General features: G+C 59.8%; 17 protein-coding genes. 8 read left to right on the top strand and 9 right to left on the bottom strand.

All coding sequences use genetic code 11. From position 1 onward, the window contains the following. Positions 1–137: 137 nt before the first annotated feature. The 3 genes from FE781_RS17400 to FE781_RS05260 all read right to left on the bottom strand — a co-directional run bounded on the left by FE781_RS17400 (position 138) and on the right by FE781_RS05260 (position 1832). Positions 138–314 (bottom strand): hypothetical protein, encoded by a 177-nt coding sequence (locus FE781_RS17400; protein ID WP_170209420.1) that lies wholly within the window; start codon positions 312–314, stop codon positions 138–140. Between the two features lie 157 nt (positions 315–471). Further along, positions 472–1200: a TerC family protein gene (locus tag FE781_RS05265; protein WP_138788557.1), complete on the bottom strand. Its 729-nt coding sequence runs from the start codon at positions 1198–1200 to the stop codon at positions 472–474. A gap of 386 nt (positions 1201–1586) precedes the next feature. Continuing rightward, the gene (locus FE781_RS05260) at positions 1587–1832 is read right to left on the bottom strand and encodes a hypothetical protein (protein ID WP_138788556.1); all 246 of its coding nucleotides are present in this window, start codon (positions 1830–1832) and stop codon (positions 1587–1589) included. Positions 1833–2159: 327 nt separating this feature from the next. On the opposite strand from FE781_RS05260, the gene FE781_RS05255 reads away from it, so the two are divergent. Then, entirely contained in the window at positions 2160–2354 is a 195-nt protein-coding gene (locus tag FE781_RS05255; protein ID WP_138788555.1) for a hypothetical protein, read from the top strand. A 184-nt stretch (positions 2355–2538) separates the two neighbouring features. After that, positions 2539–3351 carry a divergent polysaccharide deacetylase family protein gene (locus FE781_RS05250; protein ID WP_138788554.1) on the top strand — a complete coding sequence of 271 codons (813 nt, stop codon included), beginning with the start codon at positions 2539–2541 and terminating at the stop codon, positions 3349–3351. A 1-nt stretch (position 3352) separates the two neighbouring features. On the opposite strand, the gene FE781_RS05245 is transcribed toward FE781_RS05250, so the two are convergent. Together FE781_RS05245 and FE781_RS05240 are read right to left on the bottom strand one after the other, a co-directional pair. Next, positions 3353–4501 (bottom strand): MFS transporter, encoded by a 1149-nt coding sequence (locus tag FE781_RS05245; RefSeq protein WP_246068054.1) that lies wholly within the window; start codon positions 4499–4501, stop codon positions 3353–3355. Then, positions 4498–5838, bottom strand: a complete 1341-nt coding sequence (locus tag FE781_RS05240; RefSeq protein WP_211346309.1) for a multi antimicrobial extrusion protein MatE — start codon at positions 5836–5838, stop codon at positions 4498–4500. Before FE781_RS05240 ends, FE781_RS05245 begins: the two co-directional genes overlap by 4 nt. Before the next feature lie 190 nt (positions 5839–6028). Between FE781_RS05240 and FE781_RS05235 the strand changes: the two genes are divergently transcribed. The 3 genes from FE781_RS05235 (at position 6029) to pfkA (ending at position 8599) form a co-directional block, all read left to right on the top strand. Further along, positions 6029–6376: a hypothetical protein gene (locus tag FE781_RS05235; RefSeq protein WP_211346308.1), complete on the top strand. Its 348-nt coding sequence runs from the start codon at positions 6029–6031 to the stop codon at positions 6374–6376. A gap of 104 nt (positions 6377–6480) precedes the next feature. Next, positions 6481–7545 carry a tetraprenyl-beta-curcumene synthase family protein gene (locus tag FE781_RS05230; protein WP_138788674.1) on the top strand — a complete coding sequence of 355 codons (1065 nt, stop codon included), beginning with the start codon at positions 6481–6483 and terminating at the stop codon, positions 7543–7545. A gap of 85 nt (positions 7546–7630) precedes the next feature. Beyond that, a complete protein-coding gene (gene pfkA / locus FE781_RS05225) occupies positions 7631–8599 on the top strand; it encodes a 6-phosphofructokinase (protein ID WP_138788553.1) in 969 nt (322 codons plus the stop codon). Between the two features lie 131 nt (positions 8600–8730). Here the strand turns inward: pfkA and FE781_RS05220 are convergent, their stop codons facing one another. Together FE781_RS05220 and FE781_RS05215 are read right to left on the bottom strand one after the other, a co-directional pair. Beyond that, positions 8731–9684 (bottom strand): D-2-hydroxyacid dehydrogenase, encoded by a 954-nt coding sequence (locus FE781_RS05220; protein ID WP_138788552.1) that lies wholly within the window; start codon positions 9682–9684, stop codon positions 8731–8733. Beyond that, on the bottom strand, positions 9681–10172 hold the full coding sequence (locus tag FE781_RS05215; protein ID WP_138788551.1) for a peroxiredoxin: 492 nt from the start codon (positions 10170–10172) through the stop codon (positions 9681–9683). The genes FE781_RS05220 and FE781_RS05215 overlap by 4 nt, the downstream gene beginning before the upstream one ends. 153 nt (positions 10173–10325) lie before the next feature. Here FE781_RS05215 and FE781_RS05210 point away from each other — a divergent pair, with 153 nt between their 5' ends. Beyond that, on the top strand, positions 10326–10535 hold the full coding sequence (locus FE781_RS05210; RefSeq protein ID WP_138788550.1) for a DUF3906 family protein: 210 nt from the start codon (positions 10326–10328) through the stop codon (positions 10533–10535). Positions 10536–10585: 50 nt separating this feature from the next. Here FE781_RS05210 and FE781_RS05205 read toward each other — a convergent pair whose 3' ends face one another. Both FE781_RS05205 and FE781_RS05200 read right to left on the bottom strand, forming a co-directional pair. Continuing rightward, positions 10586–10774, bottom strand: a complete 189-nt coding sequence (locus FE781_RS05205) for a hypothetical protein (protein WP_138788549.1) — start codon at positions 10772–10774, stop codon at positions 10586–10588. A 129-nt stretch (positions 10775–10903) separates the two neighbouring features. After that, the gene (locus tag FE781_RS05200) at positions 10904–11785 is read right to left on the bottom strand and encodes a YitT family protein (protein ID WP_138788548.1); all 882 of its coding nucleotides are present in this window, start codon (positions 11783–11785) and stop codon (positions 10904–10906) included. Positions 11786–11940: 155 nt separating this feature from the next. On the opposite strand from FE781_RS05200, the gene cshA reads away from it, so the two are divergent. Together cshA and FE781_RS05190 are read left to right on the top strand one after the other, a co-directional pair. Continuing rightward, on the top strand, positions 11941–13497 hold the full coding sequence (gene cshA, locus FE781_RS05195; RefSeq protein WP_138788547.1) for a degradosome RNA helicase CshA: 1557 nt from the start codon (positions 11941–11943) through the stop codon (positions 13495–13497). A gap of 106 nt (positions 13498–13603) precedes the next feature. Beyond that, the gene (locus tag FE781_RS05190) at positions 13604–14488 is read left to right on the top strand and encodes a YesL family protein (protein WP_246068053.1); all 885 of its coding nucleotides are present in this window, start codon (positions 13604–13606) and stop codon (positions 14486–14488) included. Positions 14489–14511 lie beyond the last annotated feature (23 nt).

The following is a 14511-nucleotide window of genomic DNA, read 5'->3' as shown; positions in this document are numbered from 1 at the left end:
CGGCAGCGGTCCCGGCGACTAGCGAACCGGTCAGCAACAGGGTTAATGCAATCGAAAAACGTCGGTTGTACAATCCGCGGTGACCTCCTTGCCGGACGGCGCCTAGATTTTACTAGGATGATCCGGCCGGGGAAAGCCTATGCGGTCAGCAGCCAGACGATCATGATCGCGAATGAACCCGACACCGCTGCGACGGCGGCCAGCGCGAGGAAACGCCGAAGCCGCTGCGGGATTTCCTCCCGCTTCAGCAGCACGACTCCCGCGAAAGCGAGCGCGCACAAGATGCAGATCGCGATCAGAGAAGAATGGGCCAAGGCGATCACCTCGGCTTTATTATAGTCGATTCCGCACCGCGTGCCTAGCGGACGCCGGCTCGGCCGGCTTGTTAGAGCGTATGAGCGCGGCGGGCCGGCAAGAACGAAAAAACCGCACTTCGCTTATTCGCGAAGTGCGGTCGGTCCTGCCATTCGATTAACGGTTGCGCTCGGACGCCGCGGCCGATTCGGCATTGACCGCTTGCGCCAGCTTTTGCTGCTGCGCTTTGGTTTTTTGCTGCTTGCGGAGATAACCGGCGAGCACAACGCCGATGACCACAATGGCGATGAAGCTGTAGTGAACGACGCCGTTTTCGAACAGGTCGTGAATGAGCGGCTCTTCCACGATCATCTTGGCGGCCGTATACGCCAGAATGGCGCCGCCGAGGTAGAGGATAACCGGGAACCGTTCGATCAGCCTGATCACCAGCGTGCTGCCCCAGACGACAATCGGAATGCTGATCAGCAAGCCGATGATAACCAGCCACGGATCGCCGTGAGCGGCGCCGCCGATGGCCAGCACGTTGTCGAGGCCCATGGCCGCGTCCGCGACGACAATCGTCCAGAGGGCGGCCCAGAAGCTCGCTTGGGCTTTGATCTCGTGCTCCTTCTCGTCGGCCAGCAGCTTATACGCGATCCATACGAGCACGATGCCGCCGATGCCGCGAAGCCCGGGGATCATCAGCAGCCAAGCGACGGCCAGGGTGGCGGCGATCCGGATCGCGATCGCCCCCGCGGTTCCCCAAAAGATGACTTTTTTCTGCTGATTCTTCGGCACGTTACGGGCGGCCAAACCGATGACCACCGCATTGTCTCCTGCCAGGACGAGGTCGATCATAATGATGGAGAACAATGCCGCAAACCATTCTGCGCTAAACAATTCCATGATTTCTTCACGCTCCTCGTTCGCTTTTAGAATGCGGAATCCAACGCGATTCCATGCCGCCTAATGTTTCCGCCGGCCGAATCGGCGGAAAAGGCGAAAACCTGATACCCGGAGGCATCGAAAAAGCCTCCGCGCATGGGCGAAGGCTCGATTTTCTGTCTGTGCGCACAGAAAAAGACCTTCACCAATCGATGCGGTAAAGGTCTTGCTAACAACACGATGGTTGCCAATAAAGCCGGGGTGGTTCGCACCCGAACTGACGACTTTACTGTAACAGCTACTCCCCTTTAGGATCAAGCTATGCGTTTGCCCCTATTATAAGAACGAAACTTTGTCCAGGTCAAGCGTTTTTTCGGATAAACAGGCTAACAGGGGCAAAAAATTCGTCACACTTGGCGGATCGCTTCGAGAATTTGCAGCCGTTCCTGTTCGTCTCCCTCAAAAGTTTCCTTGCGGAAGCGCTGTTCGGCCCAATTGAGCAAGGCGGGACGGCTCCGAAATTCATGCGTTTCCTCGCCCCATTGGTCCGAGATTTCCCGGGCGATCAGCTTGCTGCCTTGAACTTCGATCGTCAGCATATTCCACTTGTCGCGTTTGTATATCATATGCTTCTTGTGATTCGGTTGAGCCATGTTCATCGCCTTCCTGCCGAAAATAGTCGGATGTCGCCGCTTGAATAGCATCATACCGAAAATGCATGCGCAAGGCAACGGCCGCGTTTAAAGCCATTGGTTCGGACGGCAGAAGCCGAACAAAATGTCAGGCTTGCCGGGGGAGCGCGGCGGTGGTAAAATCAGGAACAATTCCGAGCCCGGAAGGCAGCCGTTCCCGGAGGGGAGCGGCTGGAGACGAGTCGAGCAGAGAAGAGGAGAGATGGGGAATGGAAAACAAGGAACGAGTCCTCCGGCCGTAACGGCGACACGTTCGATGAGCGCTTCCACCGCGAGGCCATAACCGAGATGTACCGGCTGCTGACGCCGGGCGGAGAAATCCGGGTATACCCGACGGTCACGCTGCGCTGGGAGCCGTACCCGCTTCTGGATCCGGTCCTGGAGCCGATACGCGAAGCGGGAGCCATTGTCGACATGAGGCAAGGGCGATTGCCCTTCATGCCGAAGCCATCCCCCATTCTGGTCGTTCGGAAGCCGGATTAAAGCGGACGGGACGGACGGCAATTCATCGCGCGCAAGACGCTGTTTCCCCCTTTCGGCGGAAGCCGAATGGGGTTTTTTATGGCCGCGCCCGGCGAAAAATACGCCCGTTCGAACGCATACCGGCGAAGCGGGGACGGCAATCTAACTACTGCATACACAAGTCACCGGCACGGAGGTTGTTCGCATGAAGGGCAATATCGATAAATATATCGGGGCCCGGATCGTTTTATCCCTGCTGCTGGCCTTGACGCTGTTCCCGTCCCTGGCGGCGGCCGGACCGGAAACCGGAAGCCAGACCCGTAAAGTCGCCGCGATCGTGATCGACGATTTGGGCAACGGCATGACGGGAACCGAGAAGCTCTGGGAGCTCGATTATCCGATCACGGTGGCGGTTATGCCTTTTCTGCGAACGACGAAGCTGGATGCGGAGGAGGCGCACCGGAGGGGGTACGATGTGCTTGTCCACATGCCGATGGAGCCGAAGCGAGGCAATCCGTCCTGGCTCGGGCCCGGTGCCATCACGACGGATTTGTCGGACGAGGAAATCCGCAAGCGCGTCGAGAGAGCCATAGACGACGTTCCCCACGCGGTCGGAATGAACAATCATATGGGATCGAAAGCGACGGCCGACGAGCGGGTCATGCGGGTCGTGCTGGAGACGTGCAAAGCGCGGGGATTGTTTTTCCTCGACAGCCGCACCAATTACCAAAGCGTCGTGCCGAAGGTGGGCGAGGAGGTCGGCGTGCCGGTGCTGCGCAATGTCCTGTTTCTGGACGACTCCAACAGCCTGGGAGCGATCCGCAAGCAAGTCCGCAAAATGGCGAAAACCCCGGGAACTCCTCACATGATCGCGATCGGCCATGTCGGCGACACCGGCCTTCATACGACCTCCGTTCTGCGCGAAGCGCGCTCGCTGATCGGCGAGGACTGGACGTTCGTGAAAATCAGCTCGCTGGTCCAACGCGAATCGGGACCGCTCGGCGCGATGCCGTATTAACCTACGGGCTTGCGTGCCGGCGCGACAGAGCCGGGACCAGGTGCAGCACCAGAAAACCCAGCCCCGCCAACAGGGCGAATGCCGCAGAGGCGTAATAGACTGCCCCCATGCCCGCCCATTGCGCGACCTGGCCCCCGATCAGTCCGGCCCCGAGTCCGGCGAGACCCGACCAGACAACGGTATACACCGCCTGGCCGGTCGCGCGGTATTCGTCGGGCACGATCGTTTGCAGATAACGCATGGCCGTCAGCATGAAGATGCCGTAAGAAAGGCTGTGCATCGCCTGCAGGACGATGATCGCCGCCGGGCTGGATACATATCCCGTAAGCATAAACCGGATCGTGTACACGAAAGCGGAGATCGCGAGAAGCGGCAGCTCCTTGAAGCGGTCCCCGTATCTCGCCAGCAGGAAAAACACCGGAATCTCGCTGGTGGCGCTGATCATCCAGGCCAAGCCGACCCAAGTCTCCGAAGCGCCCAGCTCGCGCATATGCAAGGCCAGAAACGCGTCGTTCATCCGGTGCGACAGCGAGATCAGCAGCACCATAAACAGAAAGGACAAGGCAGCCCGGGAGCCGACGATGCGAAGGGCCCCGCGGAATTCCATCTTTTTATCCATCCCCTGACGCTCGGGCAGCGAGAACGCCAGAGCCAGCGCGACCGACAGGCTGCAAAACGTAAAGATCAGCGTCTTGTCGATGCCGACAAGCTTCATCGCCTGGCCGCAGACAAGCGCCGACACCGCGAACCCGATCGATCCCCATACCCGGTAGGAAGGGTAGGAAGGCTTGCCTCCCGTGCGTTGAACCGTAAGCAGGATCAAGCTGTCGTTCAGCGGGTTGACGGACGTCTGAAAGAAATAAAAGCCGATCATCGCCGCCACCAGCGGCCAGAACGAATCAATGCCCGTCAGCGCGGCGATCAGCGACAGTTGTCCGGCGAACAGCACGATCATGATTTTCCGGACCGTCTGCAGCTTGTCGCTGAGAATGCCCCAGAACAGGCTGGAGGCGATCGAAATAAACGGTCCGGACGCGTACAGGAGGCCGAGCTGCGCTTCGGTGAATCCTTTATCGCTGAAATACAGCGGGAAATAAGTGACGATCAGGCCCATGGACGTATAGTAGAAAAACGTGAATGTACGGATCACAACTGCATTCCCCTCGCGCCTGGCAGGCGGTTTTGGTTTTGATTTCTCGCGCCCAGGTAGAGCGCCAAATAGACGGTGCACAGCTCCGCAACCACGCCGCCGGATTGGGCAAGCGCGGCGATCGCGCCGTTCCAGCCGGGCGCCAGGGAGACGAACACCGCCAGCGTCAGGACGGTTGCCGTCAGATTGGCGAGCTGGGACCGCAGCATGACTTTGGTCTGCCCTTGCAGCATCAGCAGGCCGTTGCCGATATCGAGCCACGGGAAAGCCAGCGTCATGAGCATAAACACGCGCAGGGTGCGCAGGCTTTCGTTAAGCAGATTGCCGCTGATGCCGAGCACATGCTGCATGATCCAGGGCCCGACGGACGTATACGCCATGACGCCGAGCAGCAGGGCGGGCATAAACCCGAACAGGAGGGCGAATCTGCGCACGGCCGCCGCGTCCTTGCGGTAAAAATTCAGCACGATCTGGTGCAGATACGAGAAGAAACTCATCACAAGCTGCGTCAAGCTGCCCGCGACGCCGAACGAAGCGAGCGACACCGCCAGGTTGTCGGTGTACCCCATCATTTTGGAGATGACGGGACCGATCCAGACCGCCACGAAGGAGGACAGCAGCAGCGGACGGTAGAACGAAAAAATGTCGCGAGGCCGGCTGACGGCGTGATCTTCCCGCACATCCGGCATGCGCCGGTACAGCCGGTGTCCCTCACCGAAGCTGAGGGCCGCTTCGATCGCCATGCCGACGGAGAAGATGACGGCCCCGACCCAAGCTCCTTTTACGCCGTAGATTTGGGTGAACCAGAGAGACAGGACGTACATGCCGGCCAGCCGGATAATCATGCCGATCGTCAGCCACTTCGTCCGCATGTTGCTGATGATGATGCCGTGATACAGGCAGCGGATGCCGGAAAAAATGCTGACGAACATTAACACGCGGTAGGCTGCCAGAACGGCCGGCAGCAAATGCTCGTCGGCGCCGAACAGCGAGCGGAATATCCATTCTCCCGCCGGCGTATATGAAATGACAAGTCCGTAGATAAATATACTGCCCAGCACGGTCCAGGCGACCGCCGACATGGCCCGGAACGACCGGCGGTCGCGGACGAGCGCCGAACAGGTCTGCCTCAGCAGGACGGCGGGCCGCTCCGTAAAGCCGAGCATGCTCATCGCGATCGTATAAGCGGCGATTACGGCTTCCGGGTGAAGCGAGCGCGCCAATGTCCCGTTAATAATGACATGCGAGATCGTAACGAGGCTTGCGGACAAGCCCAGAGGCAGAAAAAAAACAAGCAGTTGCCGTAACGTTACGCGTCTGTCGTCAATCGTCTGCATTTTTTTCTTGGCCCTCCCGTTTCCATCCGATCGTTTGGCGACCGTTCCGCTCCTTGTTCCGCGTACGGTTCCATATGCATAAGATGACGGCGGAATCTCCCGGCCGATTCAACCAGTATACCACGAATGATGCGCGTTTTGCGGTTCTCGTGGTAAAATAAAAGAATGGCGATTGGGAGGAGGAACACGGTTGGCTGCGATATCGTTCGTGGAGGATGCCCGGCTCGGAATCCCGCTGCCGGCGTTGCAGGGCAACTGGGACGACATTCCGATCGAAGAGAGAATCCGGGCGCTTGCGGAATGGGAACAGATCCGGGGACGCATCCCCGATCAAATTATCCGGTTGGAGCGCCAAATCATAGAAAAGCAGACGCGTATGGACCAGGAGGAAGATTTCCGGCTCTGCTGCGAGCTGAATGCCGACATCGCGGAGCTGGCGAGCCGGATTACCGATCTGCATCTGTGGTACCGGACGCAGCAGGATCTGGCGACGGACGGCGAAGCCCGCGCGCCGGAAGACGGCAAACGGCACGGGTAAAAACCGATATGTTCCGTCGGCGCGGGATATAGGCTATAATGAACGGGGTGGATCATGTGAACGCACAGCGGAGCGAGCGGGCGCCGGCAGGGCCCTTGTCGCTGATGTATCGGGTATACCGCCAGGTTCTCCCCGGCGTCAGGGAGGCGCTGGACGTGTGGAAGCGGCGCGCCGGGTCCATCCCCGATCCGGAGCTGAGAACCCAGGCTCTTGCCAGCATCGCCGGCAAAGAGTTTCATTGCCAGGGCGGAGCCGTGTTCGCCGCGCTCCATCCCGCGGCGGCGAACGTGCTGATCCCGCTCATTGTCGCGCTTCAGACGATCAGCGATTATCTGGACAATCTGTGCGACAGGAGCACGTCGCTCGATCCCGACGACTTCCGGCTGCTGCATCGGTCGATGCTGGATGCGGTCGACCCCGACGCGGAACCGGCGGACTATTACGCCTTGCGCCGGGAGCGGGACGACGGCGGGTATTTGGACGAACTCGTCCGGACTTGTCAGAACTGCGTGAGGCGGCTGCCTTCTTACGGGCTTGTCCGGTCCGAGGTGGACAGGCTCGTGGGGCTTTACGGAGATCTGCAGGTCTACAAGCATATTCGCAAGGATCTGCGGGAGACGGCTCTGCTCGATTGGTGGGAGCGCCATCGCGACGGATATCCGGACATCAAATGGAACGAATTCGCGGCGGCGGCAGGCTCCACATTGGCCATGTTTTATCTGTTTACGGCCGCCGCCGATCCCGGCCTTCGGCCCGAACGGGTCGCGGCTATCCGGCAGGCTTATTTCCCGTACGTATGCGGCCTGCACATTCTGCTCGATTATTTGATCGATCAGGAGGAAGACCGGCTGGGCGGCGATCTCAACTTCTGCAGCTATTACAGCGGGCGGGAGGAGACGGCCGAACGGATCGCGCTTGTTGCGGAACGGGCCCGGGAAGCCGTGGCCGCGTTGCCGGAGAGGCGGTTTCACCGGATGATCATCGAAGGCTTGCTGGCGTTGTATTTGTCCGACCCGAAAGTATCGGGGCAACAAGACGTTCGGCACATCCGGCGCCGTCTGATGCGCCGAAGTCCCTGGATGCGGCTGTTTTTCTGGGGCAACAGCGTCTACATACGCGCCCGCAGCTTGCGCCAGCCGCTGCGGCGCGAACGCGCGCAGACGGAATGACGGGACGGGCCAAGGGCCGGCGGGACCGGCGCAACGATTAACGATACCATTTCTTCAACTTTTCCATAAGAGCAGGAGGATGCTTATGTCTCAAGTCAAATCCATTGCCGTATTAACCAGCGGGGGCGATTCCCAGGGCATGAACGCCGCCGTGCGTTCTGTCGTGCGCAGCGCGTTGTTCCACGGCCTGCAAGTGTACGGAATTCAGCGCGGCTATCTGGGGCTGATCAACGAAGATATCCGCCCGATGGACCTCCGCAGCGTAGGCGACATTATCCAGCGCGGCGGCACGATCCTGCAGACGGCCCGCTGCAAGGAATTTTTGACGCCCGAAGGCCAACAGCGCGGGGCGGACATCCTTCGCAAGCACGGCATCGATGGACTGGTCGTGATCGGCGGCGACGGTTCTTACCAGGGCGCCAACAAGCTGAGCAAGCTCGGCATCAAAACGATGGCGCTGCCGGGTACGATCGACAACGACATCGCGTATACGGATTTTACGATCGGCTTCGACACCGCGGTGAGCATCGTCGTGGACGCGATCAACAAACTGCGGGACACGATGACGTCGCATGAGCGTTCGTCGGTCGTTGAGGTTATGGGCCGCCATTGCGGCGATATCGCGCTCTACGCCGGCCTGGCCAGCGGGGCGGAATCGATCCTCGTGCCCGAAGTGCCCGTTGATCTGGTGAGCGTAGCCAACCGCATGAAGGAGAACTTCACCAACGGCAAGCGGCACAGCATCATCGTCGTGGCCGAAGGCGTCGGCAGCGGACATGACATCGCCAACAAGCTGTTCGAGATGAACGGCATCGAGTCCCGCGTCACGGTGCTCGGCCATATCCAGCGCGGCGGCACGCCGACGCACAACGACCGGGTGCTGGCCAGCCGTCTGGGAGACTTTGCGGTCCGCAAGCTGATCGAAGGCGAATCCGGCAAAGCTTGCGGCATCATTAAGGGCGAGCTGGTCGCGACCGATATCGATATCGTCGTCAACAGCAAAAAACCGTTTAACATGGAGCTGTACGAGCTGGCGGCGCGCCTGTCGCAATAAGGCGGACGCGAACGTGGTCCGGGGTAGTCGACCCCGGGCTTTTTTTTAATTCGCGGAAGGTTCGAAGACAAGAAACCCGGAGATCCCTTGCCTGTTGACCAGGGGAATCTCCGGGTTTTTGCGCGTGCGGCTCAGTAGCCGGCTTCGAAGGACACGACGTTGCGGAGCGGCCGGCCGCCGGCGAGCCGTTCGAGGTTATCGCGGAACAGCGCCAGCGCCCGATCGTGATAATGCGGCGTCGAACCGGCGATATGCGGCGTCACGACGACGTTGGGCATGCGCCACAGCGGCGACTCCGGAGGAAGCGGCTCGCGTTCGAAGACGTCGAGTCCAGCCCCGGCGATCGTGCCGTCCCGAAGCGCGGCGATCAGGTCGCTCTCGCGGACGACGCTCCCTCGGGCCAGGTTCACGAGGAACGCGCCCGGTTTCATCCGGCGCAGCTCCTCGCTCCCGATCAGGCCGTTGGTTTCGGGCGTCAGGGGCAGCGCGACGACGACGAAGTCGCTGGCCGCCAGCAGCTCATGCAGTCCCTGCCTGCCGGTGTACAGCCGGTCGGCTTCGGGAACGGGGCTGCCGCTGCGGTTGTAGGCGAGCACGGTCATGTCGAACGCGCGGGCTTTCCGGGCAACGGCGCGCCCGATCTCGCCCGCGCCGACGATGCCGACCGCGCAGCCGTGAAGCTCGCCGACCTCCAGCCGGTGATTCCAGGACGCTTGCGCCTGCAGCCGGGCCAGCTCCGGTCCGCGCCGCACCCAGTTGAGCATCTGCCAGATGGCGTATTCGGCCATCTGGATGCGGTGGATGCCGGAAGCGTCCGTCAGGATGATGCCCCGGCGCGAGATCGCCTCCAGCGGGAGATGATCCACGCCGGCGGAAAAGGTCTGAATCCATCGCAGCCGGGGAGCCTGCTCCAGCAGCTCGGCGCTCATGCGTCCGCCGATCAGCAGCGCTTCGGCATCGGCCAATTCGGCGGCGGCTTCCTCCGGATTGCGGCACACGCTCAGCTCGATGCCGGCAGGGAGCTGCGACAACTGCCTCGCAATCGGCTGATCCAACGGGACGGACGTATAGATAACGGCTTTCATTCTTCGATCTCCTCCGTCGGTTCGGCTTCCAGCGGCATGCGCCGCCCTTCGCGGTCGTACTTCAGCGCTTCCAGGATGTCGGCTGTCGGCGGATGGCCTTTTTGCGCGAAGATGATCCGTCCGGTCCGGCCGATCGCGTATACGACCCGCTGTTGGAGGAACAGCCCCAATATTTTGCCGACATCGTACAAGTCGCGGATGCGGCCGCCTTCGTCGTGAACGATCGGAAAATCGTAGCCGTGCTTTTCGGCGAACTGGCGGTGGGATTCCAGCGAACCGGCGTTGACGCCCAGCACGAGCGCGTCGTATTCGGCGTACTGCCGGCGCGAGTCGCGCACCGCGCACAGTTGGGCCGTGCAGCCGGGCGTATTGTCCTTCGGATAGAAGATCAGCACGATCGGCCGCTTGCCGATATGCTCCTCCAGCCGAATGCTTCCTTGCGTGCTGTCCGCCGTGAAGACGGGAGCCGCTTGACCGATGCGTAACATGGGACGACCTCCTCAGCAGATTGACGGGATTTGAACCTTATTGTAAATCTCCGTTTCTTCGTTCGCAAAACGCCGGCGAATCTGTTACGATAATAACCGGACTTGACGAGGAGACTCCGGCCGGCCGGAACGAGAAAGGGAGAGCTTGCAAACATGTTTATGTACAGGGTTGAAGCGGAATTGGAAGACAAGTCGGTTGCGCTTGTCGTCATCGCGGAATCGGATGCCGCTGCGTTTGCGCACGCCGAAGTGACGCTTGAAAAATATTATATCGCCCCGCCGAAGGTCCGGTCGATGGCGGTTATCGAGAAAAAACGCATCGAAAAGGGCGCGGGTTACGTCATCGAACTGAATCCCGAATGACCGGCCCGCGGCGAAAAAGCTCGGCCGCGGCTTCTGCCGCGGCCGGTGGCTCAATTGAGGAGTTTGTTGTGCTGATGTTCGCAAATGCTGTGCTGGACGATCTCCAGCACATCCTCCGGTTCCAGCGCGGATACTCCGTCGCGGAGCACGATCAGGGAATCCAGCTCGTCCTTGCTGAGTACCTCCCGCCATTCCGGAGCGAACTCCTTCACCAGTCGTGATAACGTGACCGTTTCCATGCGTTTCCCTCCCGATCCATGTCGAATCAGTACCCGAACCGCTCAAAAAACAGATTGCCGACGTATCGCTAGTGAACAGGCGGAGGCGCCAGAGTTGCGCGCGCTCTTTATTATAGCACATTGCGGGCTTCAAGGGGAACGTGTCCGGCGGAACTCGCCGAGAACTTCGACGGTCTCCACGATATTGACGAACGCTCTCGGGTCGACTTCCCGGATAATCCGGCGCAAGTCGGCGAGCTCGTACCGTGTCGTGACGGTCATCAGCATATCGCGTTCCGTATTGCTGAAGGCGCCCCTGGTGCTGATTACCGTGACCCCTCGGGGGATGTTCAGCAGCCGCTCGGCGATCTCCTTCGTCCGCGAGGTCACGATGAAGGCGGTCACCTTGATGTGGCGGATATGGATCATATCGACGATTTTGCCCGTAATGTAGATCGAGAGCATCGAATACAGCGCGAGCCCCCAGCCGTACAAATAGCCGAGAGCGAGCACGACGATGCCGTTCAGCGCGAAGATGACCATGCCCAGGGGGAAATCAAGCCGGCGCGTCAAGATGGAGCCGAGGATGTCGAATCCGCCGCTGGAGCCGCCGAAGCGGAGCGAATACCCGGTGCCGGCGCCGACGAGCACCCCGCCGAAGACGGAGGCGAGAACCGGATCGATGGACGCGCCAGACGGCACGGGCAGGAGCTGCATCAGCCAGGTCGTCAGGGCGACGGACCAGATGCTGAGCGCCACGAAGCGCCGGCCGATGGAGACGAGCCCCCAGATCAAAATGGGCAGATTCAGCACCAGATACAGGATCGGAATCTCGAATCCCGTATAATATCCGACGATCATGGCGATGCCGGAGACGCCCCCGCTCAACAATTGTTGCGGAATAAGAAACAAGTTGAAGCCTGCGGATATGGCGAGCGCCCCGAGCGAGACGATCGCCGTGTCGCGGATATGGCGCACGTATTTCAAAACGCCGGATAAAGCGCCCGAACCGCTCTTCGGATTGCCGTTCATGCGGACCCACCTCTGGGGATAGTATCCGAATTCGGAGTCTCCGCCATACCTTGACTGGAAAAAGAATAAAACTCTATGGTATACTTGTCGGGATAAACATTAGATACATGAGCAGACCGGCTTAACAGCCGGCTTAGGAAAAGGAGTAGGAACGATTGGTGACATTTCAAGAACTCGGTCTCGATCCAAAGGTGCTTCGCGCTATTACCGAAATGGGATTTGAGGAAGCGACGCCCATTCAGGAGAAGACCATCCCGATAGCGATGGAAGGCAGAGATTTGATCGGACAGGCGCAGACCGGAACAGGCAAGACGGCCGCTTTCGGCATCCCGCTGGTGAGCAAAATCCAACCGAGCGAGGAGCGCATCGTCTCCCTGATCATGTGCCCGACTCGCGAGCTGGCGATCCAGGTCGCCGAAGAAATCAGCAAACTGGGGCGGTTCAAGGGCATCCGCTCGCTGCCGATTTACGGCGGTCAAGACATCTCCCGCCAAATTCGCGCCCTGAAGAAAAAACCGCAGATCATCATCGGTACGCCGGGACGTCTGCTGGATCACATCAACCGAAAAACGATCAAGCTCGACGACGTTCAGACGGTCGTGCTGGACGAAGCCGACGAGATGCTGGATATGGGCTTCATGGACGATATTACGTCCATTCTCAGCCTGGTTCCCGAAAACCGTCACACGATGCTGTTCTCGGCGACGATGCCTCCGAACATCCAACGGCTCGCCAACCAATTCCTTCGCAATCCCGAGCATGTGTCGGTCGTGCCGAAGCAGGTGAGCGCGCCTTCCATCCAGCAGGCGTATATCGAACTCAACGAGAGACAAAAATTCGAAGTGCTGTGCCGGCTGCTGGATATGGAATCGCCGGAGCTGGCGATCGTGTTCGGCCGGACGAAGCGCCGCGTCGACGAGTTGTCCGAAGCGCTTCAGAAGCGCGGTTATTCCGCCGAAGGGCTGCATGGCGATCTGTCCCAAAATCAACGGGATAACGTCATGCGCAAGTTCCGCGAGAACAGCATCGACGTGCTCGTGGCGACGGATGTCGCGGCCCGCGGCCTGGACGTGTCGGGCGTGACCCACGTCATCAACTTCGACCTTCCGCAGGACCCGGAGAGCTACGTCCATCGCATCGGCCGTACGGGCCGCGCGGGCCGCGAAGGAACCGCGTGGACGTTCGTGACGCCGCGCGAGATCGACCATCTGCATCTGATCGAACGCATCACGCGCCATCGGATCGCCCGCAAGCCGATGCCAAGCATGGCCGATGCGATCGAAGGCAAACAAAAGGTGATCGCGGAACGTCTCATCGAAGTGATCGAGAAGGAAGAATTCTCCGAATACAAGGGAATTTCGATTCAACTGCTCGAACAATACGATTCCGTTCATCTGCTGTCTGCCGCGTTTAAGCTGCTGACGGGCGACAAGAAAGATGTCGTGATCGAGCTGACGCCGGAAGATCCGATCCGGGCCAAAAAACGCCGTCCGTTCAACGATGTCCGCTCCAGCGGGCGCCGCGTGAACTTCGGCAGCGGCAACCGTGACGGGCGCGGCGGCTATGGCGGCCGAGGCGGCTACGGCGGAAGCCGTGGCGGTTATGGCGGCAGCCGCGGCGGTAACAACGGCCGTGGCGGCTACGGCGACGACCGCCGCCGGGATTACGGCGGCGATCGCGCTCAGCGGCAGGACAGCGCGAACCAGGAATAAGCTTGCCAGGTAACGGAGGAGCCCTTGGCCGGAAAGCCCGGGGCTCTTTTCCAAAATCGACTCTTCAATCCGATCGACGCGACTCGCAACTACCGCAGAATGGGGGATGACTGTCGTGGAAATGCGCGGCATGATGGGCGGTCTCTACCGAATCTCCGAATGGATCATGAGGTTGTCCGTCACCAATGTATTGTGGATTTTGGTATCTCTCCCTTTTTTCATCCTGCTGCTCGGCATATTCGGCGTAGGCGCCATCCAAGGCACGGAGCAAGAGCAACTGGCGGCCTTCCAGGGCGTTTTGTTCTGGGTGTCGCTGTCCATGCCGCTCTTTTTCTTTCCCGGTACGTCCGCCATGTTCTCCATGACCCGCAAATGGGTGATGGGCGACACCGACGCGCCATTGTTGAAAACGTTTTTTCGGTCGTACAAAGAAAATTTCAAGCAGGCCGTGCTTGGCGGCGTCGTGTTCGTGCTGCTCGGCTACGTGTTGTACGCGGATTACCGGTTCTACATATCCCAAGAATCCGGCTGGAACTTTTTAGGGATCGTTTTTATCGTATTTGCGGTGCTTTACGCCGCAGCGCTGTTTAATTTCTTTTCCTTGCTGTCTCATCTGAATCTCACGTTCGGACAATTGCTGAAAAATACGTTTTTGCTGACGATCGGCGCGCCGCTGAATTCCGTCGCGCTGCTCGTCACGAACGGATTCTTGTTGTACATCAGCTCCAAGTACACGTTCCTGATTCCGTTTTTCCTCGGCAGCCTGATCGGGCTCAACAGCTTCTTCCAGTTTTACCGCCTGTTCACGCGGATGCAGGACAAACAGGAGAAATGGAAGGAGAAAGAAGAGGCGAAGCGGCAAGAGGAGGCCGCAGGGGAAGAAGGCGAGGATGCATCCGACCGGTCCGAGGACGCGCCGAATAACCGCGAGAACGGTCAGGTCTTGCCGTCCGGCGGCGAATCCGACGGGAATCGTGAACGGCGGGATTAAAAACGCCGTAGATTCGAAAATGG

Source organism: Paenibacillus thermoaerophilus (genome assembly GCF_005938195.1).
GTDB classification, from domain to species: Bacteria; Bacillota; Bacilli; order Paenibacillales; family Reconciliibacillaceae; genus Paenibacillus_W; species Paenibacillus_W thermoaerophilus.
Note: the sequence above shows the minus strand (reverse complement) of the source record. Positions and strands in the feature narration are given on the sequence as shown.